Origin of the sequence: Streptomyces antibioticus, assembly GCF_002019855.1 — a bacterium.
Classification (GTDB): domain Bacteria; phylum Actinomycetota; class Actinomycetes; order Streptomycetales; family Streptomycetaceae; genus Streptomyces; species Streptomyces antibioticus_B.
The window spans coordinates 7504271-7528634 of the sequence record NZ_CM007717.1 but is presented as its reverse complement, the minus strand read 5'-3'; the positions used below and the strand labels follow the sequence as shown (position 1 = coordinate 7528634).

At 74.4% G+C, this 24364-nt stretch carries 12 protein-coding genes and 1 pseudogene; 7 read left to right on the top strand and 6 right to left on the bottom strand.

Annotated elements, in window-relative coordinates; all coding sequences use genetic code 11:
• Window position 1 precedes the first annotated feature (1 nt).
• Window positions 2-2866, top strand: a complete 2865-nt coding sequence (locus AFM16_RS34160) for an NHLP bacteriocin export ABC transporter permease/ATPase subunit (RefSeq protein ID WP_078636257.1) — start codon at window positions 2-4, stop codon at window positions 2864-2866.
• A gap of 624 nt (window positions 2867-3490) precedes the next feature.
• Here the strand turns inward: AFM16_RS34160 and AFM16_RS34150 are convergent.
• On the bottom strand, window positions 3491-3928 hold the full coding sequence (locus AFM16_RS34150; RefSeq protein ID WP_107419210.1) for a protease inhibitor: 438 nt from the start codon (window positions 3926-3928) through the stop codon (window positions 3491-3493).
• A 504-nt stretch (window positions 3929-4432) separates the two neighbouring features.
• Here AFM16_RS34150 and AFM16_RS34145 point away from each other — a divergent pair.
• The 3 genes and pseudogenes from AFM16_RS34145 (at window position 4433) to AFM16_RS34135 (ending at window position 7972) form a co-directional block, all read left to right on the top strand.
• On the top strand, window positions 4433-6070 hold the full coding sequence (locus AFM16_RS34145; protein WP_078636254.1) for a purine-cytosine permease family protein: 1638 nt from the start codon (window positions 4433-4435) through the stop codon (window positions 6068-6070).
• Window positions 6067-6626: pseudogene (locus AFM16_RS34140) on the top strand (alpha/beta hydrolase). The gene AFM16_RS34145 and the pseudogene AFM16_RS34140 overlap by 4 nt, the downstream one beginning before the upstream one ends.
• A 176-nt stretch (window positions 6627-6802) precedes the next feature.
• Window positions 6803-7972, top strand: coding sequence for a lactate 2-monooxygenase (locus tag AFM16_RS34135; protein WP_078636253.1), 1170 nt, complete (start codon window positions 6803-6805; stop codon window positions 7970-7972).
• Between the two features lie 144 nt (window positions 7973-8116).
• On the opposite strand, the gene AFM16_RS34130 is transcribed toward AFM16_RS34135, so the two are convergent.
• From AFM16_RS34130 to AFM16_RS34120, 3 genes are all read right to left on the bottom strand, one after another.
• Window positions 8117-9748: an RICIN domain-containing protein gene (locus AFM16_RS34130; protein ID WP_078636252.1), complete on the bottom strand. Its 1632-nt coding sequence runs from the start codon at window positions 9746-9748 to the stop codon at window positions 8117-8119.
• A 421-nt stretch (window positions 9749-10169) separates the two neighbouring features.
• Window positions 10170-10547 carry a hypothetical protein gene (locus AFM16_RS34125; protein WP_030791908.1) on the bottom strand — a complete coding sequence of 126 codons (378 nt, stop codon included), beginning with the start codon at window positions 10545-10547 and terminating at the stop codon, window positions 10170-10172.
• A gap of 3 nt (window positions 10548-10550) precedes the next feature.
• Window positions 10551-10796: a thioredoxin domain-containing protein gene (locus tag AFM16_RS34120; protein ID WP_030791905.1), complete on the bottom strand. Its 246-nt coding sequence runs from the start codon at window positions 10794-10796 to the stop codon at window positions 10551-10553.
• A 155-nt stretch (window positions 10797-10951) separates the two neighbouring features.
• Here AFM16_RS34120 and AFM16_RS34115 point away from each other — a divergent pair, with 155 nt between their 5' ends.
• Complete coding sequence (locus AFM16_RS34115) at window positions 10952-15712, top strand: CHAT domain-containing protein (protein WP_078636251.1); 4761 nt, start codon at window positions 10952-10954, stop codon at window positions 15710-15712.
• Window positions 15713-15769: 57 nt separating this feature from the next.
• Here AFM16_RS34115 and AFM16_RS34110 read toward each other — a convergent pair whose 3' ends face one another.
• A complete protein-coding gene (locus AFM16_RS34110) occupies window positions 15770-18013 on the bottom strand; it encodes a glycoside hydrolase family 9 protein (RefSeq protein WP_078636250.1) in 2244 nt (747 codons plus the stop codon).
• 290 nt (window positions 18014-18303) lie between these two features.
• Between AFM16_RS34110 and AFM16_RS34105 the strand changes: the two genes are divergently transcribed.
• Window positions 18304-20679, top strand: a complete 2376-nt coding sequence (locus tag AFM16_RS34105) for a SpoIIE family protein phosphatase (protein ID WP_078636249.1) — start codon at window positions 18304-18306, stop codon at window positions 20677-20679.
• A gap of 114 nt (window positions 20680-20793) precedes the next feature.
• On the top strand, window positions 20794-22044 hold the full coding sequence (locus tag AFM16_RS34100; protein ID WP_030791893.1) for an SLC13 family permease: 1251 nt from the start codon (window positions 20794-20796) through the stop codon (window positions 22042-22044).
• A 199-nt stretch (window positions 22045-22243) separates the two neighbouring features.
• Here AFM16_RS34100 and AFM16_RS34095 read toward each other — a convergent pair whose 3' ends face one another.
• Window positions 22244-24208: an RICIN domain-containing protein gene (locus tag AFM16_RS34095; protein WP_245177868.1), complete on the bottom strand. Its 1965-nt coding sequence runs from the start codon at window positions 24206-24208 to the stop codon at window positions 22244-22246.
• Window positions 24209-24364 lie beyond the last annotated feature (156 nt).

Here is a 24364-nt window from a genome sequence, read left to right as displayed (position 1 = left end):
GATGACCGACGTACGGCAGCAGGGCGACCAGGTGCTCGCCGCGCTCGGGCAGTCGGGCGTGCGCGTCGACTGCGCGGGCCTCGCCCGGCTCGACCTGGCGGGCCCCCAGGTGCTGTGGCTGGTGGTGTCCGGGGCGCTGGACCTGTTCGCGGTGGACGTCGCCGAGCAGGGGCACTGGCATCATCTGGGCCGGCTGGAGGCGGGCGCCCTGCTGCTCGGCCCGGTCACCGGCGCCCGGCACACGCTGGTGGCCCGCCCGTCCCGCGACTGCGTGGTGCACCGCATCGGCCTGCGCGAGCTGTACCGGCAGGCGGACACCGGGACCTGGGCCCACGACGCGTACGGCCCCTACGACTCCTACGGCGCGCCCCAGTACGTCCCACCGGCGTCGAGCCCGCTGGAGTACGCGCTCGCGCTCGGCGTGGGCCGCGCCCTGTCCGTCCTGTTCCAGGCGCCGACGGCCACCGGCGAGAGCGGCGCGGCGGAGCTGACCGACGACGACGTGTTCTGGATGCCGGTGCCGCCGGGCAGCGTGCGGTACGGGTCGCTGTACGGCCCGGAGGCGGCCGCCGATCTGCTGATGGACCCGGCGGTGTGGCAGAGCATGGTCGACCAGCAGTACCGGCTGCTGACCACGCTGGACCGGTGGATCGAGCAGATCGAACGGACCCACGAGACACGGGCCGCCGCCGGGATCGAGGCCGGTGAGGCGGTCCGGGCCCGGGCCGACCGCACGCTCCTCGCGTCCATCGGCCGCAAGGCGGGGCCGCGTTCCGGCCGGACGACCGCCGACGACGCGGACGCCACGTTCGCCGCGTGCCGGCTGGTGGCGCGGGCGGCCGGGATCGCCCTCGTCGAACCGTCCCGCAGTGCGGCGGACGGCGACCGGCCGGACGACCGGCTGGACCCGGTCGAGCGGATCGCCGTGGCCTCCCGGGTCCGCACCCGGGCGGTCCGGCTCGACGGGCGCTGGTGGCGCGACGACGTGGGTCCGCTGGTGGGCCGGCGGGCCCTGTCCGGGGCGCCGGTCGCGCTGCTGTGGCGGCGCGGCGGCTATGTGAGCGTCCATCCGTCGACGGGGCGCGAGACGCCCGTCGAGAAGGCCAACGCGGCGGAGTTCGAGCCGCGGGCCGTCATGTTCTACCGGCCGCTGCCCGAACGGCGGCTCGGTCCGCTCGGGCTGCTGCGGTTCAGTGTGCGGAGCACCGGCGGTGACCTGGCCCATCTGCTGCTGAGCGGGCTGGTGACGGTGGCGATCGGGGCGCTGGTGCCGGTCGCCACCGGAAAGGTGCTCGGCGAGTACGTGCCGAGGGCCCAGGAGGGGCTGATCGCGCAGGTGTGTGTGGCGGTGCTGATCGGCGCGCTGGTGGCGGCGGTGTTCACGCTCCTTCAGAACCTGACGATCCTGCGCCTGGAGGGCCGGATCGAGGCCACCCTGCAACCGGCCGTGTGGGACCGGCTGCTGAGACTGCCGACGGCCTTCTTCGCCGAGCGCTCGACCGGCGAACTGGCGAGCGCGGCCATGGGGATCAGCGCGATCCGCCGGCTCCTCGCGGGCCTGGGTCCCTCGGTGGCGCAGTCGGTGACGGTCGGCGCGATGAACCTGGGGCTGCTGCTCTGGTACAGCGTGCCGCTGGCGCTGGCGGCGGTCGGGATGCTGGTCGTCGTGGCGGCCGTGTTCCTGGGGCTCGGGCTGTGGCAGGTGCGCTGGCAGCGGCGGCTGGTGGTGCTCTCCAACAAGCTGAACAACCAGGCGTTCCAGACCCTGCGCGGGCTGCCGAAGCTACGGGTGGCGGCCGCCGAGAACTACGCCTACGCGGCCTGGGCCGAGGAGTTCGCGCGCAGCCGGGAGCTCCAGCAGCGGCTGGGCCGGATCAAGAACCTCAGCACGGTGCTCGGCGCGGTCCATCTGCCGCTGTGCTCCCTGCTGATGTTCATGCTGCTGTCCGGTCCGGCGCGGGGCGCGCTGTCGGCGGCGGACTTCCTCACCTTCCACACCTCGGTGACGATGCTGCTGACCGCGGTCACCTCGCTGACCGGCGCGTTCGTGGCGGCGGTGGCGGCGCTGCCGCTGTTCGAGGAGATCCGGCCGGTCCTGGAGGCGGCGCCCGAGGTGCGAGCCGCGAGCACCCGCCCGGGTCCGCTGTCGGGCGCGCTGGAGGCCCGTCGGCTGTCGTTCCGCTACTCCGACGACGGGCCGCTCGTCCTGGACGACGTGTCCTTCGCGGTGCGGCCGGGCGAGTTCACGGCCGTCGTCGGCCCGAGCGGCTGCGGCAAGTCGACCTTGCTGAGACTGCTGATCGGCTTCGACCGCCCCGCGTCGGGCAGTGTGCTCTACGACGGCCAGGACCTGTCCGCGCTGGACCTGGCGGCGGTGCGCCGGCAGTGCGGGGTGGTGCTCCAGCACGCCCAGCCCTTCACCAGTTCGATCATGGACGTCATCTCGGGGACCGGTTCGTATCCGCCGGAGGAGGTGCTGGCGGCAGCCGAACTGGCGGGGCTGGCGCGGGACATCGAGCGGATGCCGATGGGACTGCACACGATCGTCGCCGGCAGCGGTTCGGTCTCCGGGGGCCAGCGTCAGCGGCTGATGATCGCGCAGGCGCTGATCCGCCGGCCGCGCATCCTGTTCTTCGACGAGGCGACCAGCGCGCTGGACAACGACACCCAGCGCACGGTCATCGAGAGCACCCGCAAGCTGAACGCGACCCGTGTCGTGATCGCGCACCGGCTGTCGACGGTCATGGACGCCGACCGGGTGATCGTCATGGAACACGGCAGGATCGTCGAACAGGGCCCCCCGGCCGCACTGCTCGCCGCCCCGGACGGCCGGCTACGGGAGCTGGTACGGCGGCAGTTGGCGTAGGGGTGGGGGTGGGGGCGGGCCGTGGATCCGGGGGCGGCGGCGGGCGGTCCTCGTGGGCGGCGGGTGGTCCGGCTGCGGCGGGTGGTCCGACAGCGGCGGTCATCGGCCCGGCAGCCGCGGGCGGTCCACGGACGCCGGGCGTCGGGCGTCGGGCGTCGGGCGTCGGGCGTCGGCCCGCGGACGGCGGGCGTCCGTGCGGTCGCGGACGGCGGGCGTCCGTGCGGTCGCGGACGGCGGGCGTCTGTCCGGTCGCGGGCGGTCCGGCTGCGGCAGTCGTCTGCCCGGACGCCGGCGGTCCGCGGACGTCGGGCTCGGTCCTTGGACGGCGGGCGTCCGTCCGGCTGGGGGCACGAGAAGGCCGCCGTCCGGGATGGACGGCGGCTCTTCCCGCGACCGGGGAGGGAAGCCTCCGCCGGCGGGAGGCACGACGCCCGGGGAGAGGCGTCGGGACCCGGCGGGTTCCCCGGTGCCCGGGACGAAAATGACCCCAGGGGCCGGACGGCGGCCCCACTCCGCCTCTTCCGGCCCCTGGGTACGAGATCGCGGTCGCCCCGTGTTCAGTGGCTCGCACTCCCCACGTCACGAGCCTGTCGCGGCGTCCACGGGGGGTACGCGATCCCGGTCTCAGAACGCGAAGAGCGTGCTCACGGCAGCGTTCTTCACGCATTCGTTGGCGAAGGTGCGCTCGAAGGAGACGCGCTTGCCCTGCCACACTCCGTCGGCGGTGACGACGACGGGGTCGTACTGCTTGGTACACACCCTGCCGCTCGTGCTCCCCGCCAGCAGCTCCAGGTCGCCTCCCGCGGCGCGCAGTTCGGCACAGGCCAGGGCCGGTGCCGGGTGGGTGCCGGAGGCACCGGGCGCGCAGTTCAGGGTGACGGCACGAGCCGCGTTGACGGTGGCGGCGCTCTCGCCGTGGCCCATGGTGAGCACCAGGGCCGACGGGGCGTAGAGCGAGGCCGGTGCTGCGGCCGGGGCGGCGAGCGCGGACCCGGTGAGGGGTCCGCAGACGGCGGCGGCCGTGAGGCCGAGAGTCGCTGCCCAGCGCGCGGTGTTCCGCATTGTGTGCATCCTTCCGCTCGATTCGGGGGGTGCCGGCCGATGCGATCGGCGTCGGATCCGGCGAGCGCCACTCTGCCGAGTCCGGCGCCGAAACTCACATCGACCCCACGCGTTTCAGTAACATTGCGTATTCAAACAGTGGCGTGAAGTCACAGAATTCGAACGTTACAACGCCGAAAGCAAGGGCTTCCGGAGCCCCGAAGTCGGCCACTTGGCTGGTTTCCCTAGCTTGCTTAATCGGCCTGAAACATTCCGCTCGGACCGTGATTCGCCCCTGCGAACTTTGCTGCAACGCCGAAACGCCAGGACGATTCATCCATCTGGGCCGCGAAAAAAGGATGATCCGCCTGCTGGTCGAGGGCTTGTCATGACCCGTACCTTCGGCGCACCCCGTCCCCGGACGGCGTCCGCCCGCACCGCCCACCCGGCGGCGGCACCGGCCGTCCGCGTTCCACACGCGCCACCCCGCGCTCCACCGTCGAACACCCGCTGCTGGAGCCTGCCTTGACCGCACCCACCCCCTCCCCCGGCCCTTCCCCCGCCCCCGTCACGCCTCCCCCGGCTCTCACCGAGGTCGAGAGCCACGGCGTGGACCGCATCCCCGACGCCGAGCGCACCGCGACCCCGTTCGACCTGTTCCGGCTGGCCTTCGGCGGGGCGAACACCTTCTCCACCTGCGTCCTCGGCGCCTTCCCGATCCTCTTCGGCCTGTCCTTCTGGCAGGGCCTGGCCGCCACCCTCCTCGGGGTCGTCGTCGGCGCCCTGATCCTGTGCCCGATGGCGGTCTTCGGACCGGTCAACGGCACCAACAACGCCGTCTCGTCCTCCGCGCACCTGGGCGTGCACGGCCGGATCGTCGGCTCGTTCCTCTCCCTGCTGACCGCCGTCGCGTTCTTCTCCATCTCGGTGTGGAGCTCCGGAGACGCGCTGGTCGGCGGCGCCCACCGGCTGTTCGGCCTGCCGCGCGGCGACCTCACCTACGCCGTCGCGTACGCGCTGTTCGCCGCGCTGGTGCTCGCGGTCTGCGTCTACGGCTTCCGGTTCATGCTGTTCGTCAACAAGATCGCGGTGACCTCGGCGACCGTGCTGTTCCTGGTCGGCGCGATCGCGTTCGCCGGGGACTTCGACGCCTCCTACGCCGGTGTCTTCACCGACTCCGCGGACGCGGCGACCCGTTCACTGTTCTGGCCGTCGTTCATCGGCGCGGCCCTGATCGTGCTGTCCAACCCGGTGTCGTTCGGGGCGTTCCTCGGCGACTGGTCGCGCTACATCCCGGCCGACACCCCGCGCCGCCGGGTGATCGGCGCCGCGTTCCTCTCCCAGCTCGCGACGCTGCTGCCGTTCCTCTTCGGTCTGGGCACGGCGAGCATCATCGCCGCGCGGGCCCCCGAGTACGTCGACCCGGCCGCCCCCGACTTCGTGGGCGGGCTGCTGGCGATCTCGCCCGGCTGGTTCTTCCTGCCGGTGTGTCTGCTCGCCCTGATCGGCGGCATGTCCACCGGCACGACCTCGCTGTACGGCACGGGGCTGGACTTCTCCTCGGTGTTCCCCCGGCTGTCCCGGGTCCGGGCCACGGTGCTGGTCGGCCTGGTGTCGATCGGCTTCATCTTCGTCGGCCGGTTCGCCCTGGACCTCGTCCAGTCCATCTCCACCTTCGCCACCATGATCATCACGTGTACGACGCCCTGGATGGTCGTCATGATGCTGGGCTTCCTCACCCGGCGCGGCTGGTACGACCCGGAGGCGCTCCAGGTCTTCAACCGCCGTCAGCGCGGCGGGCGTTACTGGTTCGCGCACGGCTGGAACTGGCGCGGCATGACCGCGTGGTGGGTCTCGGCGCTGCTCGGGGTGCTGTTCACCAACATCCCGGGCCAGTTCGTGGGCCCGCTCGGCGATCTCGCGAACGGCGTCGACATCGGCCTGCCGCTGTCCCTGGCCGTCGCCGCCGTGCTCTACCTGACCCTGCTGCGGCTCTTCCCCGAACCTCGCGCGGTGTACGGCCCCGAGGGCGCCCGGCTGGCCAGAACGGTGGACGTGCCGGTGCGGCCCATCACCGGACCCGGTGCGGAGGGCGAGGAGCGGTCGGAGGAGGGACCGGAGGAGGGGGCGTTGTCAGACCCCTCCGCCACGCTGCCCGCGTGACTCATTTCGTGGTGGTGCCGGGGGCCTGGCTGGGCGCGTGGGCGTGGGACGAGGTCGCGGCCGAGCTGCGCGCCGCCGGGGACCACGCCCATCCGGTCGGACAGGCTGCGGAGCGGATCGGGGACCGGGTGAGACGGGTGGTGTACGTCGACGCGAGCGTCCCCTTCGACGGGGAGGACTTCCTGTCTGGGCCGGTCCAGCGATCCGGTCCGCGCCGCGATCGAGGAGCACGGCGGGCTGTGGCCGGTCCCGGCCGCTGAGGAGTTCGCGGGGGCAGGGGCTCACGGACGCGCAGAGCGCCCGGATCCTGGTCGAGGGCACCCCGCACCCGGGCGCCACGCTCACCGCGTCGGCCGAACCGAAGGGCTCGCCGGGTGACGTGCCCGCCACGCACGTCAAGTGCCTCCTGGACGGGGCCGTTCCGCCGCCCGCGGTGGCCGGCCCGGTCGAAGGCGGCCGATGGGAGCTGGTGGAACTGGACACCGGCCACTGGCCGATGTTCTCGCAGCCACGCCAACTGGCCTGCGTCCCGCGCGAGTCGGCCGCCGCGGACTGAGCCCGTGGGCCGAGCCACCGGACTGATCCCTCGGGCCGAGCCACCGGACGAAGTCCCCGGCCAGAGCCCCTGACCGGAGTCCCTGACCGGACCCCGCCCGCCCCCTCCTCCGCCCCGCTACCGGCGGGTATCGTCGCCGTGCACGCGAGCTCGACGACGAGAGGCGGGACGGGCGGATGGCCAAGCACTGGGCCGACTTCCAGTACGAGATCTATCTGAACGGCATGACGGGCGCCGTCCCCCGGCTGCCCACCGATCTGACCCGGCTGGAGGAACTGACCGAGCGTCGGCTCGGGCCGGGTCCGGTCGGCTATGTGGCGGGCAGCGCGGGCGACGGCAGCACGGCCCGCGCCAACCGGCGGGCCCTGGAGCGCCGCCGGATCGTGCCGCGGATGCTGCGGGACGTGCACGAGCGGGACCTGTCGGTGGAGGTGCTGGGCCGGGCGCTGCCCGCCCCGCTGGCGCTGGCGCCGGTCGGGGTGCTGTCGATCATGCATCCGGAGGCGGAGCGGGCGGCCGCGCGGGCCGCCGCCGCGCAGGGCGTGCCGTTCGTCCTCTCCTCCGCCTCCAGCACCCCGATCGAGCAGGTGGCCGAGGCGATGGGGGACGCGGAGCGCTGGTTCCAGCTCTACTGGTCCAAGGACCGCGAGGTGACCCGGAGTTTCCTGGACCGGGCGCGGGCGAGCGGCTTCTCGGTGCTGGTGGTCACCCTGGACACCCCGCTCCTCGCCTGGCGGCCGCGCGATCTCGACCAGGCGTATCTGCCGTTCCTGCACGGCGTCGGCACCGCCAACTACTTCTCCGACCCGGCGTTCCTGGCGGGCCTGGCCAAGCCGGTGCACGAGGACCCGAACGCCGCCGTGCTGCACTTCACCGGCCTGTTCGCGGACCCCGGGAAGACCTGGCCGGATCTGGCGTTCCTGCGCGAGCACTGGGACGGTCCGATCGTCCTGAAGGGCGTCCTGCACCCGGACGACGCCCGGCTGGCCGCCGACGCCGGGATGGACGGCGTGGTGGTGTCCAACCACGGCGGCCGGCAGGTGGCCGGTTCGGTCGCCGCCGCCGACGCGCTGCCCCGGGTGGCACAGGCGGTCGGCGACCGGCTGACCGTGCTGTTCGACAGCGGGATCCGCACCGGCGACGACGTGTTCAAGGCCCTCGCGCTGGGCGCCCGCGCCGTGCTGCTGGGCCGGCCGTACGTCTACGGCCTCGGCCTGGACGGACAGCCCGGCGTCGAGCACGTGATCCGCTGTCTGCTGGCCGAACTGGACCTCACCCTCGCCCTCTCCGGCCACGCGAGCCCGACGACGGTCGGACCGCACGACCTGGAGACGGCCGAAGGATGACGGCGCCTCAGGTCGGGCATCGCAGGCCGGACGCCTCAGGCCGGGGGTTCGGGCCGGGCGCCTCACGCCGGGCGCCTCACGCCGGGCGCCTCCGGCCTGGCGTCTCCGGCCGAGGGCTCAGGCCGGGCGCCTCAGGCGGGTGTCTCAGGCCGTGTCGTCGGGGAAGCCCGCCGGGTGGGCCGCCGGGTGGGCCGCCGGCGGGGTGACCGCCAGTGAGCCGGGTGTGGCGGAGACGGCCTCGGTGGCCCAGCGTTGCGAGGGCGAACGGTCGCGGACCTTCACCACCACGTCGGCGCCCGGCTCCTCACCGGCCGGCGCGAGCGCCAGGGCGTCGTCCCAGCGGGGCAGCAACTCGCCCTGGGCGGTGAGGTCGTAGCGCACGTCGTCGGCGCGCGGGTCGCCGGTGTCGGCGCAGTCGCCCAGGATGACGACCCCGGCGTCCGCGTGCGCGTCCACGCACAGGCCGGGGTCGGCGACACTGCTCAGCATGCCGTCGTCGGAGTACGACCACTGCTGGGTGGCCTCGCCCGAGCACTCCGCGAGCTGGACGGCGGCCCCGGCGGCCGGCTCGCCCTGCACGTCGAGACAGAGGTCGGTGCCGATGTTGCGCAGGGTGGTCCGGCCGGACGCGGTGGGCAGTTGCGCGGGGTTGGTGGGCGAGCCGGTGGCGGCCCGGGAGTCGGTGCCGGGGGCGGACCCGCTGGTGGCGGCGGCCGGGTCGGCGCCGCCGTCGTCGGACCACACGCCGGCCGCGAGCAGGGTGGTGAGCAGCCCGGCCGAGGCGAGGCCGACGCCGGTGAACAGGGCGCGCGGCGAACGGGGTCCGCCGGACGCCCCCCGGCGGGGCGCGGACAGGCGCGAGAGCAGGGTGGAGCGCCGGCCACGGGTCCCGCCGCCGCCCCGGTGCCGGGCGGAGCCGCGCAGCCGTACGGACTGCTGCTTGTCGCGGCCGGGTCGGGTGTCGTGGTAGCGGCGGGCGCCCCAGCCGAGCACGGCCTCGGTGAGCAGGACGCCCAAGCCGTTCTCGAAATGGCCGAGTTGTTCGGCGGCGGCACGGCAGTAGCGGCATTCGTCCAGGTGCGAGCGGACGTCCGGGAGGAGGTCGCCGCCACGCCGGATGGGGACGTCGAGGAGCCGGTTGTAGAAGCGGCAGTCCTTGCTGGGGGCGAGTTCGCGGTGGGCGCGCACCAGGCCCTCGCGCAGCTTGTCCCGGGCCTGTTCGAGGGTGCCGGTGACGGTCTCGTAGTCCATGCCGAGCAGTCCGGCGGCGACGGTGATGTCCTCGGCCTCGACCTCCACGTGCCACAGGACGCAGCGGGCGACCGCGGGCAGGCCCTGGAAGGAGCGTTCGGCGAGGACGCGGTTGTCGGGGATCAGCGACTTCGAGGTGCGCATGCCGCGGGCGCCGGCCGGTTTGGTCAGCACCGGAAGGACGTCGGAGATACCGGGGTCGGCGGCCCACAGCCGGGCCATGTCCCGTACGGTCACCAGGAGTCGGGGGCGCAGCGCGGTGCCGGGCTCGCCGAGCTTCACCCGGTCGAAGACCTGGTGGAAGGCGGCCGCGGTGAGCATGTTGGACACGTTCCCGCCGGACGCGAGGCAGATGACCGCGTACTCGTGCACCGGCCGCCAGTGCCGGGCGATCAGCAGCGCGGTGGACTGGGCCACTTCGCTGTCCGTGCCGCCGCGTATCCCCGCGGCGAGCGACTCGTCGGATTCGCCGGGGGCCCCGCCTGGCGGCGGGTAGGGGGGACGAGGAGGCTGGGGGGTGGGCACTGAGGGTTTCCTTTGGTACGTACCTGGTCGACGCGACGGGGAGCGCGAAACTCGACTCCGCCGGCGAACGCGGAGATCCCGCTTTCACCCCCCGCCCCACGCGTCACCCTCGCACAACTGAGTCGTACGCAACAAGGCGCGAGGACAAGCGGGCCCTTGTTGAAAGAAAGTCGACAGACGGGACCGTCGGCATGCCCCTCGGCACCCCTTTCCTCCGCTCTTGCGCCCCGTGTGAAACGCGCGCACCCGCCGGGCCCTCGCGCACCTTCCCGCGCGCGGTGCCGCGTAGTGGACTGGAACCGGCCACTTCCTCGGAAGGCCCCGCGCGGGACGGCGGCTCTCCCGCGCGCCCTGGCCGCCGGCCGTGCTCCTCCCGCCCTCGGCCGGCGGCCCACGAGGTTTCAGGGGTGGCCGGGGGGTGTCAGATCTGCCAGGACCGCAGCCGGTCCGCGGCGCCGTAGACGTCCGTCTTGCCGTCGATCAGGTCCCGGGTGAGGTCGACTAGGGCGCCGTAGGGCGGGTCGATGCCGACGCCGCTGACGAACATGTAGGCCACCGCCGTCGCGCAGGCGAAGCGGGCGTTGGCCGCGGGCAGGGGTCTGAGCAGGGCGAGCGTGTGCAGCAGCGCGGTGGCCCGCCAGGCCGGGTCGGAGTTCACACCGAGCCGGGGCGGGTCGACCCGGTGCCGGGCGACGGCGGCGACCAGCGCCGAGAAGTCGTCGATGGCGGGCTGCTCCGGCAGCACCTCCTCGTGGCGCCGGAGCAGCCAGGGCACGTCGATGTGGAGGACGGCTGCCATCGGTCAGACGACCCGCCCCGTGCCCCTGGCGGAGGGTTCGTCCTCGGGGAAGGCGGCCGCGAACTCGTCGGCGTGGGCCGTGAAGAACGTCCGAAACGCTTCGGCGCCCTCCTGGAGCGCCCGGTGCCGCGCGATGTCCGCGGCGGCGGCCTGCCGGACGAGCGTCTTCATCGAGATGCCGCGTTCCTTGGCGATCCGCCGCAGGTCCTCCAGCTCGCGATCGCTGAACTCCACATTGAGGGCTGGCATGCCCCTCACGGTAGCGCCCGGGTACTCGGCCGTAAATGTCCCCAGCTCAGCGGGGTGCCGATGCGGTACCGACGGTAAGGGGCGCGTGCCGCACATCGTGCGCCCTTGTTGCCGGGCCGGACCGGACGCATCCTGCTCGTCACCGGGGGTGGGGCATGACGGAGAACGAGACGGGGCCGGAGCCGGAGCCGGACACCGAACGGCGGCGGGAGCTGCTGGCCGCTGTCGAGGAGCGGATACGGCGGTGGGAGCGGGACGGGGACCGCACGGCGCTCTCCGTCGACGGGTACGTCGAGGCCGGGCGGCTGGTGGCGAGCGTGGGCGCGTCGCTCCGCGGTGATCACGAGGTGCGCCGGGCGGCCGGGCTGTTCTTCTGGTACCGGCACACGGCGGCCCGCCTCACGCGGCGCGGACAGTCCCGGGAGGCGGCGCTCGGCCTGCTGGAGACGGTGTGGCTGGACGCCCCCGAGCGACTTCCGCCCGAGGTCGGGGCGCGACTGAGCGACGCCTACCGGCCGCAGGGCGGCCCCCTGCAGTGGCAGCGGCGGGCCGCGGTCCTGGTGGACCGGTACGAGCGGACCGGGGACGTCGACGCCCTGTTGACCGCGGTCCTGCTGCTCCGGCACGTATGCGAGGCGCTGCCCCTGCGCCATCCGCAGCGCCCCGAGTACTTCTCCCACACCGCCCGCCAGTTGGAGCGGCTGCACGACCGGACCGGTGAGGTCACCCTGGGGGCGGCGCTGCACTGGCGGCGCGCGGCCGTGGCGGCGGCCCCGGACGGCGATCCGCGCCGGGCGCCGGTGTTGCGCGAGCTGGCGAGGACCCTGCACGACCTGGCGAAGGAGACGGATGACCTCCAAGTGGCGGAGGAGTCCCTGACCACCGCCCGCGCCGCGGTCGCGCTGCTGCCGGAGGGCGCGGAGCTGCGCCCGTTGGCGTTGCACGTGCTGGGGGCCGCGCTGACGCTGATCCATCAGCTCCGGGCCGATCCGGCCGTACTGGCGGAGGCCGTGGCGGTGACCCGGGATGTGACCCGGCAGACGTCCGAGGAACTCTCCGCCGCCACGGCCCTGCGGAACCTGTACATCGTCCTGCTCGTCGAGGGGCCCGACGAGGCCGCCAGGCGGAGGGAGCGCGCCGACGTCCTGCGGCGCTTCCTCGACGCGGCCGGACCGCGGGAACGGGCCGAGGCGCTCCTCGACTTCGCCCGAGCGCTGACCACCAACGCCGTGGAGAGGCCCTCCGCCGAGGCCCGGCGGGAGGCCCTGGACGTCGTCGGCAGGGCGTGGGAGGAGCGTGCCGTCGGCACGGAGGCCGAGACCCACTGCCGCCAACTGCTGCGGGCGCTCTGCCGTACTTCCGATGACACGGAGGACCTGCTGCGGCGGCAGGTGGCGCTGTGCCGGGCGGTCCTGGACGGGACTTTGCCCGGTGATCCCTGCGAACTCGACCTGCGGACCGCGCTCTACAACGGCCTTCGCCAACTGCTCCTGCTGACCGGGTCGCCCGAGACGCTGAGCGACCTCACGCGTCTGACCCGCTCCTTCCTGCCGACGCCGACGGAACGGGGCCCGGAGCGAGCGGCCGGCCTGTGGCGCTTCGTCCAGGCGGCGATGGGCGTCGTCCAGCACGGCGACGACCGTGCGCTGATGTCGGACGCCCTCGCAGCGGGACGGGAGGCCACCGCGCTCACCCCGGCCGACGCCCCCGGGCAACTGCACGGTCAGGCCGACCGGGCGTCGCTCGTGCTCCTCGCCCATCAGCGCCACGGTGAGCCCGAGGCCCTGGCCGAGGTGGTGGCCGACCTGCGCCGGCTCGTCCACGCGCCGCTTCCGCACGACGACAGGTACACCCGGTGCCTGGCCCGGCTTGCGGAGTGCCTTCAGGCGCAGGCCGAGGCGTCTGACGCCCCCGACGCGCCGCGGGAGGCCGCGGACGTCCTGCGGGCGGGCCTGGCCGAGTCGTCCGTGAGCAGGCCCGAACTCCTGCGCGCCAACCTGGCCCCGATCCTCCACGACTGGTACGAGCGGACGGGCCGGCTCGCCCTGCTGGAGGAGGCCGTCACCGTCGGCCGGGCCGCGGTCCACGCCTACGGCGAACCGGTGCGCGACACCGTCACCGTCTTCTCCGCCCTGGGTCTGGCACTGCACGACACGTTCCTGCTCACCCGGGACGCGGCCGTCCTCGAGGAGGCCGTGACGTACGCCCGGAGCGCCGCAGCGGCCTCCTCGGAACACGACTGGCACCGCAGCCTGGTGCTGACGAACCTCGCGCTGCTGCTGAACACCCGGTTCCTGGTGACGGGCGACCGGGACGCGCTGGAGGAGGCCGTCACCGCCGCCCGCTCGTCGGTGCGGGAAGGAATCCGGCATGTCGACGTCCACGCCTGGTCCAACCTCTGTATGGTCCTCACCCGCTTGCATCAGGCGACGGACTCCCCCGAAGCGCTGGCCGAGGCGGAGGAGGCGGGTCGCCGGGCGCTGGCCACGCAGGACCCGCCCTTGGCCACGACCTGGAACAACCTTGCCATCGTGGTCCGTTCACGGTTCGACACCAGTGGGGACGTCGCGTTCCTGCGGCAGGCGGCGCAGCACCTGCGCAACGCCGTCGACCGCACCGCCCCCGGCCATGTGGACCGGCCGGTGTATCTGACCAACCTCAGCGGCACCCTGGGCCTGCTGCACGAGGCCACCGGCGATCTGGGCCCGCTGGAGGAGAGCGTCGCCACCGCGCGTCAGGCCATCGAGGACTCCCCGCGCGGGGACCACTGGTCCGCCGAGCACCTGTCGGCCTACACCCGCGCCGCGCTCCGGTTCCACCAGCGCACGGGGGACACGGGTTCGCTGGAGGCGGCCGCGGAGTCCGGCCGGCAGTCGCTCGAACTGACCTCTGACGGCCATGTGCTGCGACCCCAGATCCTCAACGAACTGGCACTCGTGTTCCAGGAGATCGCTGAGGTCACCGAGAACCCGGACGCCCACGACGCGGGAACGGCTCTGCTGCGCGCCGCGGCGGCGACCGGCTCTCCGACGCTGCGTCACGCGGCTCTCACCAACCTGGCGATGGGCCACATCGAACGGTACGGACAAACGGACGACCCCGGCCGACTCGACGAAGCCGAACGGAGCATCGCCGAGGCGGCCCTGCTGACGACCGGCGACGCCGTCGACCGCTTCACGGTACTGGTGCTCCAGGGACGCGTCCGCTGGCAGCGGTACCTCCGCGGCCAGGACCCGGCCGTGCTGGACGAGGCGCTCGCCGCCCTGCGCGCCGCCGTCGGTGTCCGCGCAGGCGAGGTGTCGCGGCGTCTGGAGACCGCCTGGTACTGGGGCGTGTGCGCGCACGAGGCCGGGCGGCTGGACGAGGCGCGCGAAGCCTTCGACCGGGCGATGGAGCTGCTGGTGGGCGTCGTCCCCTGGACGCTGGACCGGGAGGACCGCGAGCACCGGCTCGGTCGGCTCACGGGGCTGGCCTCCGCCGCGGCGGCCGCCGCGCTCGACGCCGGACTGCCCGAACGGGCCGTGGAGCTCCTGGAGCAGAGCCGGGGTGTCCTGATGGCCGAGTCCGTGGACGCGCGCGGCGATCTCGCCCGGCTGCGGCGGAGCCGGCCTGGGCTCGCCGAGGCGTTCGACGCGTGGGGCGAGCGGGCGCGCGCCCTGGACAACCTCGCCGCGGCGCCGGACTCCTTCGTCCGGCTGGCCTCCACCGTCGGCGGCCCGCGCGACGAGGCGGACGACCGCAGGCGCAGGACCGCCGAGCGGCGCCTCTCCCTCGCCGCCGAACGCGACGCCCTGCTCGGGGAGATCCGCGCGCTGCCCGGCTTCGAACGGTTCCTGCTGCCGCCCACCTGGGCCGAGCTGAGCGGACAGGCCGCCGAGGGGCCGGTGGTGTACGTCAACGCGACGCGCGGGCGGTGCGACGCGCTCGCCGTGACGCGCACCGGGCTGTGCGCGATCCCGCTGCCCGGCCTGGAGTGGAAGGCGATCGAGCGGGAGGCGAACCGGCTGCTGGACGCCACCCTGGCCGAAGCCCAGCCCGCCGAACCGTTGCGGGAGATCCTCGGGTGGCTGTGGGACACCGTGACGGGTCCGGTGCTCGACGCGCTGGAGTCGGGCGGTCATCTCCCGGCGGGCCCGGAGGGCGGGCCGCCGCGGCTGTGGTGGTGTCCGACGGGGCCGATGGTCTGGTTCCCGCTGCACGCGGCCGGGCACCGGCCCGGTGCCGTGATGGACCGTGTCGTCTCCTCGTACACGCCCACGCTGCGCGCCCTGGCGTCGGCGCGGCTGGCCCGCCGCGAGGCCGGCGCCGACGGGCCCCGGCGCACGCTCGTGGTCGCGATGCCGGACACCCCGCTGGCCTCGGCGCTGCCCGGGGTGCGGCGCGAGGCGGATCGGCTGCGCGCGCTCGTGCCGGACGCCCGCCTCCTGAAGAGTCCGGACACGGTCCGGGACACGGTGCTCGGCGCGCTGCCCGGGCACCGCATCGCCCACTTCGCCTGTCACTCCGTCAGCGACTGGGGCTCCCCGCGGCAGAGCCGGCTCCTCCTCGACGACCACGAGACCCGGCCGCTCACCCTGGGCGCGGTCTCGCAGTTGCGGCTCCGCGGCGACCTCGCCTTCCTCTCGGCGTGCAGCACCGCGGGCGCCGCCCCCGACCGCGTCGACGAGGTGCTCCAGCTCACCTCCTCCTTCCTGCTCGCCGGGTACGCCCAGGTCGTGGGGACGCTGTGGCCGGTGCAGGACGCTACGGCAGCGGCGCTGACGGACGCCTTCTACACGGACCTCACCGACGACGGCACCGGCCCGCCGGACGTCGGGCGGGCGGCCAGGGCCCTGCACCGCGCCGTCCTCGCGCGGCGCGACGCCCGGCCCGACAACCCTTGGCTGTGGGCCGCGCACGTCCACGTCGGCGTCTGACCGGGCGCACGTGCGCGGAGCGTCCGACCCTCAACCGCTCACCCCTCGACCGCCCGCTCAGCCCTGGTCCGCCACGAACGACGCCAGGCGGACCAGGGCCGCGTTCCAGTTGATCGCGGTCTCGTTGGTCGACCAGGACTGGATGTCGTCGATGTAGCAGAACTGGCCGACGCAGCCCTGGAGCAGGCTCTGCGCGTAGGGGTCCTGGATGCTGGAGTTGGGGCCGCCCGCGAGGGTGCCGGCCGGTGGGCCCGGGAGCGCCGGGTCCAACTGGTGGGCGTACCAGCGGCTGTGCTGGTTGCGGGCCGCGACCTCGCCGTAGCCGGTGACGTAGGAGATGTTGAGGGCGTTGCGGCCGAGGACGTGGTCGATGCTCTGGACCGCGCCGTCGCGGTACTTGGTGGCGCCGGTGAGGTCATGGGCGGTGGCGATGACGACGGCGTTGTTGAGGACCTGGTGGGCGGAGCCCCAGTCGTAGAGGTTGCCGGCGGGGGCGTAGGGCATGCCGTACGGCTGGGCGGCCAGGGTGGCGAGGTAGGTGTCGGCGCCCCGGACCACCGAGCGCCGGACCGCGTCGCGGCCGGGGAGCCCGTTGGGGACGAGCGCGAGGTCGAGGCGGCCGGCGGCGGCCGTGCGGGACCAGTCGAAGCCGTTGGGGACGAAGATGTCGGCGGTGTGCGCCGGGGAGGCGAGCACATGGTCGGCGAAGCGCTGTTCGCCGGTGGTGAGGTACAGCTCGGCGGCCGCCCAGTAGAACTCGTCGGTGGCGTCGTCGTCGGGGTAGGCGCCGCCGCCGGTGCCGTCGGCGGGGTCGGCGTAGAGGTGCGGGTGGGCGAGCGCGGCGGCCCAGGCCATGCGGGCGGCGTTCAGCGCCCGCTGGGCGAACGCCTTGTCGTAGGGGCGGTAGAGGCGGGCGGCCTGGGCGGCGGTGGCGGCCAGGTTGAGGGTGGCCGTGGTGGTCGGCGGGTGGAGTTCGCGTTTCTGCGGATCGGCGGCGGGCAGCAGGGGCAGCCCGGTCCACTGCTCGTCGTGGACCTTGTGGTGGGCCATGCCGGCCAGCGGCTGTCCGGCGGGCACCTGCATCTTCAGCAGGAAGTCGAGTTCCCAGCGGGCCTCGTCGAGGAGGTCCGGGACGCGGTTGCCGCTCTCGGGGAGGGCGAGGGTGCCGTCGCCGAACCGGGAGGGGCGGCCGGTGCGGGCGTGCAGGGAGCGTTCGTAGGTGCTGAGCAGTTCCCAGGTGGTGATGCCGCCGTTGACGACGTACTTGCCGTGGTCGCCGGCGTCGTACCAGCCGCCGCTGACGTCGAGGGTGTAGTCGCAGACTCCCGGCTGACAGGGCACGGCCGTGTCGCCCTGGTTGGGGGCGACGCCGAGGTGACCTGCGGCCCTGCCGTAGCCGGGGCGCAGGTCGTCGCGGATCGGGGTGCCGCTGCGCTGGGTGTAGTAGTACTTGGCCGCGTCCAGGCGGAGCCGCTCGTAGCGGGCAGTGCCGATGTCGAAGGGGCGGCTGGTCTCGCCGTCCGCGACCAGGGTGAGGCCGGTGCCGCGGGCCCGGTGGGCGCCGAAGTCGATGGAGTGGACGCGCTGTCCGGAGGAGACGTCGAGGCCGCGCGGTACGGTCCAGCCGTGCGCGACGGTCCTCCCGGCGGCGTCGCGCAGCCGCCAGGGCAGCCGGGTGGTGGCGTCGGTGACGAGGGTGGCGTTCTTCGGGCCGTCCGGGAGGTAGGCGACCTGGTTGACGCGCACCCGTGGCCCGGTGTCGGGCTCGTACACCTCGGGCGGCACCCCGCCGAGCAGGGACACGTCGTCCAGGCAGAACCGCCAGGGGTCGGCGGCGCCGCCGACCTGGAAGGCGACCTGGGCGCGGGTGGAGTCGACGGGCGCGGTGAAGGTGGCGGAGTACGTGGTGCCCGACTCCCCCAGTGCGGGCGTCACTTCGTACCAGGTGTCGTAGGGGGCGTCCGCGAGCCCCACGATCGCCCGCACCACCTGTCCCTCGGGGGCCCCGGAGGCGGTGAAGGAGAACCGGTACGAGGTGCCCTTCACCAGGGTGAGGCCGTTCTGGCCGACGGCGGCGTCCCAGCGTTCGGCGGTGCCGCCCGGGACGTCGGCGCAGAGCCGGCCGTCGGTGAGTCCGGCGGTGACGTTGCTGGTCCACCAGGGGTCGGCGGTGCCGTCGAAGCCGCCGTTCCTCACCTGTTCGACCTCGTCGGCGGCCCCGGCCGGCGCCACGGGCAGCGCGGTGAGCGCCGCGCCCAGCAGGGCCGCGAGGGACAGCAGGGCGGTGCTGCGTCGTTTCACGTCCGGGCTCCTCGGGGATTTACGGGACGCGTCCCACGACGATTCCATGGGAGCGCTCCCAAAGAAGGGTCGTCCGCTATGTTTGTCGCAGTCATGACACCCCGTCAACGGTCCGGACGACATCCACCCGGTCGCCGGACCACATGCCCCCGAACGGCCCTTGACGCCGCGCGGCACCCACGGTCCCCGCACCTGCGGGGGTTCCGGTCCGCCCGGCAGCCGGACGGACTAGGCTGGAACGGATGTGACAGCGCCCGTTCACTGTGAGTGTCCGCGATGGAGTGGCGACGATGACCCCCGAGTATCCCTTCGACGAGGCCGCGACGGCCCGGGTGGTCGTCGACGACACCGGCACGCTCGTCGACTGGAACGAGGGCGCGCGCACCCTGCTCGGCTGGAGCCCGGCGGAGGTGGTCGGCCGCCCCGCGGGGGATCTCCTCGCCGACGGTCCGCTCCCGCTCCCGGTCATGGGCCGCTGGGACGGCACGGTCACCCTGCGCCACCGTGACGGCCGTGCCGTGCCGGTGTGGCTGCTCGCCCACCGCCGGCCGCCGCACGACGACGCCCCGGGCCGGTGGCTCGTCGTCGCCCCGCTGCCCGACGCCCCGCGTCCCGCCGACGACCTGCTGACCACGGCCGCGCTGCTGCAGTCCCCGTGCGCGATCGCCGTCTACGACGAACGGCTGCGGCTGGTGCGGATCAACGCCGCGATGGCCCGGGCCATAGGTCTGCCCGAGGAGCGGGTGCGGGGGCTGCGGCCCTCCGAGATCGGCGGCCGGCCGCAGAGCACCGACCTGGAACGGCACATGCTGCGGGTGCTCGCCACCGGCCGCGCCCAGGACGTCCAGACGTACACCCGCAGCGGCGGCGAGGCGCGGGCGCACGCCTGGCTGGCCCGGCTGGCGCCGGTGACCGACGCCGAGGGCCGGGTGCGGGGCGTGTGTCTGTCCGCCCACGACTTCACCGACAACTACCTCGCCCGCGAACGGCTCCGCCTGGTCAACGAGGCGAGTGTGCGGATCGGCACCACCCTGGACGTCACCCGCACCGCGCAGGAGCTGGCGGACGTGTGCGTGCCCGCGCTCGCCGACTTCGTCAGCGTCGACCTGCTGGAGCCGCAGGACGGCGGGGAGCCCCCCACCCGCTTCTCGGCGCCCGTCGGACTGCGCCGCTGCGCACACCGCTCGATCACCCCCGGCGAACCGGAGGCCGTGGCCAAGCCCGGCGAGGTGCAGGAGTATCCGGCCGGTTCCCCGCAGGCCGACTCGCTGCTCGCGGGCCGCACCACGGTCGGCTCGGTGCGGCAGGGCCGGCTCGACGACTGGCTCGCCCAGGACGCCCCGCGGCACGCGCGCGTGCGCGAGATCGGCATCCACTCCACGATGTCCGTGCCGATCCGGGCCCGCGGCACGACCCTCGGGGTGGCCGTCCTCACCCGGTTCCGGCGGCCCGACCCCTTCACCCCGGACGACGTGCTGCTCGCCGAGGAGATCACCGCCCGGGCCGCCGTCTGCATCGACAACGCGCGCCGCTTCTCCCGGGAGCGCGAGACGGCCCTCGCCCTCCAGCGCAGCCTGCTCCCGCGCACCCTGCCGCGCACCGCCGCCGTCGACGCGGCGTCCCGCTATCTGCCGGCCTCGCGGGCCGGGGTGGGCGGCGACTGGTTCGACGTCATCCCGCTGTCCGGGATGCGGGTCGCCATGGTCGTCGGCGACGTCGTGGGCAGCGGTGTGCAGGCGTCGGCCACGATGGGCCGGCTGCGGACCGCCGTGCGCACGCTCGCCGACATCGACCTCGCCCCCGACGAACTCCTCACCCACCTCGACGACCTGGTGGTCCGGCTCTCCGAGGAGGCGGCGGGCGGCGAGGGCGGCAGCCCGGGCGAGGTGGGCGCGAGCTGTCTGTACGCGGTGTACGACCCGGTGTCGCGGCGCTGCACCATGGCCGGGGCGGACCATCCCTCGCCGGTGCTGCTGCGGCCCGGCGGCGTGCCGCGCGAGGTCGAGCTGCCGCCGGGCCCGCCGCTGGGCGTGGGCGGTCTGCCCTTCGAGTCGACCGAGCTGGAGCTGCCCGAGGGCAGTGTCCTCGCCTTCTACACCGACGGTCTGCTCGACTGCGGCGAGCGGGGACCGGCGGTCGGCAGACGGCGGCTGACCGAGGCGCTCGCCGCGTTCTCCGGCTCCCTGGACGAGACCTGCGACCGGGTGCTGCACGCCCTGCTGCCGGTCGGCAACGCCGCCGACGACGTGGCCCTGCTGCTCGCCCGCACCCGGGGGCTGCCCGCCTCGCAGGTCGCCACCTGGGACATCCCCTCCGATCCGGCGCTGGTCGCGCCGATCCGCAAACAGGTCGTGGACCAGCTCGCGCGCTGGGAGCTGAGCGAGGCGTCGTTCACGACCGAGCTGGTGGTGAGCGAGCTGGTCACCAACGCCATCCGCTACGGCTCCCACCCCATCCGGCTCCGGCTGATCCATGACGCGGAGACCCTGATCTGCGAGGTCTCCGACACCAGCCACACCGCCCCGCATCTGCGCCGGGCGAAGACCTGGGACGAGGGCGGCCGCGGTCTGCTGCTGGTGGCCCAGCTCACCCAGCGCTGGGGCAGCCGGCACACCGGCGACGGCAAGACGATCTGGGCGGAACTGACCCTGCTCGACCAGGAGTGAGCGCACCGGTCACTTGGCAAGCGCTTTACGCCGGCGTGTTTACATGGACGGCACACCCGAACCCGCACGTCCTGGGGCGGGGCACGCCCTCACCCCGCCGCCCGGAGATCCACCCTGAACGCGCCGCTCGCCGAAACCCTGTCCGCCGCCCTGCTCGTCGCCTCGCTCGGCTGGGCGGTGCTGCGCCCCGCCGGACGCTCGGAGGCCCTCGTCGCCGTCCCCGCGGCGGCCGCCCTCATCGCCCTCGGCGCGATCTCGCCGGAGCACGCGCTCGCGGAGGCCGAACGGCTCGGACCGGTGGTGGGGTTCCTCGCGGCCGTCCTGGTCCTCGCGCACCTGTGTGACGTCGAGGGGCTCTTCACCGCGTGCGGTGCCTGGATGGCTCGGCGGGCGGCGGGACGCCCCCGCACCCTGCTCACCGCCGTGTTCGTGCTGGCGTCCGTGATCACCGCCGTGCTCAGTCTGGACGCCACGGTGGTGCTGCTCACCCCGGTGGTGTTCGCCACCGCCGCCCGGATGGGGGTGCGGGCGAAACCGCACGTCTACGCCTGCGCCCATCTGTCGAACACGGCCTCGCTGCTGCTGCCGGTGTCCAACCTGACCAACCTGCTGGCGTTCACGGCGAGCGGGCTGAGCTTCACCCGGTTCACCGCGCTGATGGCGCTGCCGTGGCTGGTCGCGATCAGCGTCGAGTACGCGGTGTTCCGGCGCTTCTTCGCCGCCGACCTGCCCGCCGCCGAGCCCGTCGAGGACACCGGCCCGGCGCCCGAGGTGCCGGTGTTCGCGCTGGTCACCGTGGCCTGCACGCTCGCCGGGTTCGTGGTGGCCTCGGCCGTCGGCGTCGAACCGGCGTGGGCGGCCTGCGCCGGGGCGCTGGTCATGGCGGGGCGGGCGCTGGCCCGGCGCCGGGTGACACCGGCGGCCGTCGCGCGGTCCGCCGCGCCGGGGTTCCTGGCGTTCGTGCTCGCCCTCGGCGTCGTCGTCCGCGCGGTCGTCGACAACGGCCTGGCCACCGCGCTGCGGCACGCCCTGCCCGACGGCACGGGACTGCTCGCCCTGCTCGCCGTCGCCGCGGTCGCCGCCGTCCTGGCCAACCTGATCAACAACCTGCCGGCGGTCCTGGTCCTGGTCCCGCTGGCCGCCCCGGCCGGCGCCGGGGCGGTGCTCGCGGTCCTGATCGGCGTGAACATCGGCCCCAACCTGACCTACGCCGGCTCGCTGGCCACCCTGCTGTGGCGCCGGGTGGTGCACGAGCGCGCGCAACGGGTCGCGGTCGGCGAGTTCACCCGCCTGGGACTCCTCACGGTGCCGGCCACCCTGGTACCGGCGGTGGTGACGCTGTGGGTGTCGCTCCAGGTGGTGTGAGGCGGCCCAGGGCGTGTCCGCGAAGTCCCGTCCGGCTCGCGACGCCTGGCACGCGCTCCCCCGGAGGGGGACCCCCAGCCGCGTTGCCGGGCCACCCGCGTCCCACGGGTACGCGGGCAGCCCTGCGCCTTGCGATCGCACGCACCGGACGCCGCGAGCCCTGCCCTGCGGGCAGACGACGCCACTTCGCGGACCCGCCCTAGTCGCGTCCGTCCCCGTGCCGGCCGCGGCCGTCGCCGTAGCCTCCTCGGTCGTCGTCCTCGCAGCCGTGGTGGTCGCCGTACGAGCATCCTGTGCCGTCGGTGGCGGACGGGGTGGTCGTCGGGGCGGAGGCCGAGGGCGTGCTGCTCGGCTGCGGGGCCGGGGTGGCCGTTCCGGCGGTGGGGGCCGGGGTGACGCCGGGGCTGCCGGTCTCGCCCCAGTTGACGAGCTGCATCCGGGCGTCGGACTGCGAGGTGTCGATCACCCAGCGCTGTTCGGGGCCGTCCTCGCGGTTCTTCAGGACGAGCGCGCCGGATCCGTCGGTGGCGGCGGGTGCCAGCGCCAGGTCCTGGCCCGAGCGGGGGACGAGCGTGCCCTGCAGGGTGAAGTCGTAGCGCAGGTCGCGGGTGTCCGTCCGGGCGCCGCCCGTGCAGGGGGCGAGCCGCACGGAGTAGCCGAGGCGGGAGTCCAGGCACAGTCCGGTGTCGGCCGTGCTGCGCAGCAGCCCGTCGGTCTCGTACGACCACTGCTGGCCGAGCGCGCTGGAACAGGTGGCGAGTTCGGCCTCGGCGCCCTCGACGGCCCGGTCGCCCGCGATGCCGATGCAGAGCCCGGAGGAGACGTTGCGCAGTCCGCCGCGCAGGGTGCCCTGGGGGTCCTGGGCACCGATCCAGGACGGGTCGGAGCTGGTGGAGCCGGTGCCCGCGCCGGGGCTCGTCGCGGCCTTGCCGTCGCCCCGGCCGCCGGCCTGGGTGTCGGACCGGCCGTCCGCCTGCCCGTCGGTGTGGCCGGAGCCCTCGCCGGAACCGAGGGTGGCCCACAGCACGAGGGGCAGGACGACAAGTCCGCTCACGGTGAGGACGGCGGCGGCCAGATGGCGGCGCCGGGCCCGGCGGACCGCCTTCTGCACGGAGCGGCGGGACCCGGCCGGGGCGTCGCCCGCAGGGCCCGCGGCGGACCGCGCGGCGCTCCGGGAGACACCGGAGGTGGTGGCGGGGGCGGTGCGGGAACCGCGGGCGGCGCGGGCCGGGCGTGCCGGGGCCGTGGGGAGGGGTGCGGCCGGACCGGTCGGCAGGCCGGTCTCGTCGGTGAAGGGCTCGCCGGGCGCGGCGGTCGCCTCCGCCACAAACGCCTCGGCGGTCTCCGCGGCCGCGGCCCTCGCCGCCAGGTACGCGTGGGCGGCCCAGCCCAGGACGCCCTCGGCCAGCGCGACCCCGAGCAGCCCCTCGAACTGGAGGAGCTGGTCGGCGGTGTGGGCGCAGTGCCGGCACCGCTCGGTGTGGGCGCGCAGATCGGCGTCGAGGTCGACGCCGCCGCGCCGGCAGGTGACGTCCAGGAGCCGGTGGTAGCGGTGGCACTCCTCGTCGGTGGCCAGCTCGTTGTGGACCTGGAGGACCTCCTCGCGCAACCGGGCGCGGGCGCGCCGGAGTTCGACACGGGCGCCGTCGTCGTCGAGGCCGAGCAGCGCGGCGGGCGTCGCCAGCGGTTCGGTCTCCACCTCGGTGTGCCACAGCAGACAGCGGGCGGACTGGGGCAGCCGCTGGAAGGCCCGGGACAGCATGCGCCGGTTGGCGGGCGGCAGCAGCCGGGCGGCGACTCGCTCGCCGTCGCCGTGGTGGGAGCGCAGTTCGGGGTGGAGCAGGTCGCGGGGGCCGTCGGCGTCCCATTCGGCGGCGAGCCGGCGGATGGTCACCAGGAGGTGGGGGCGCCAGGCGGCGGTGGGGCCGTCCTGGCGCAGGGTCGCGCCGAAGAGGCGGGTGAAGGCGGCGGTGGTGAGCATGCCCGCCGCGCGTTCCCCGTCCGTGCACAGCCGCGCGTAGGCGAAGGCCGCCTCCCAGTGCCGGTCGAGGAGTTCGCCGACGGGGTACGGGGCGGGCGACGCTCCCGTCCACTGCTGCTTCAGCTCGGCGCCGAGCTGTTCGTCCGTCGCGTCCAGGCGGCGCGCCGAAGGGGAATTCGACATGCCTGCGTGATTCACGAGTGCATTCCTCCTGGGGGCATGCGTCATCAAGTCCGGACCATGGAAAAGTCCAGACCAATAGATTTGCTTCGGTGAAGCGTGGGGGGTGCGGACGCCGAAGAGGGGCCTCTCGCGCACGGCGCGGGACAGCACGACCCG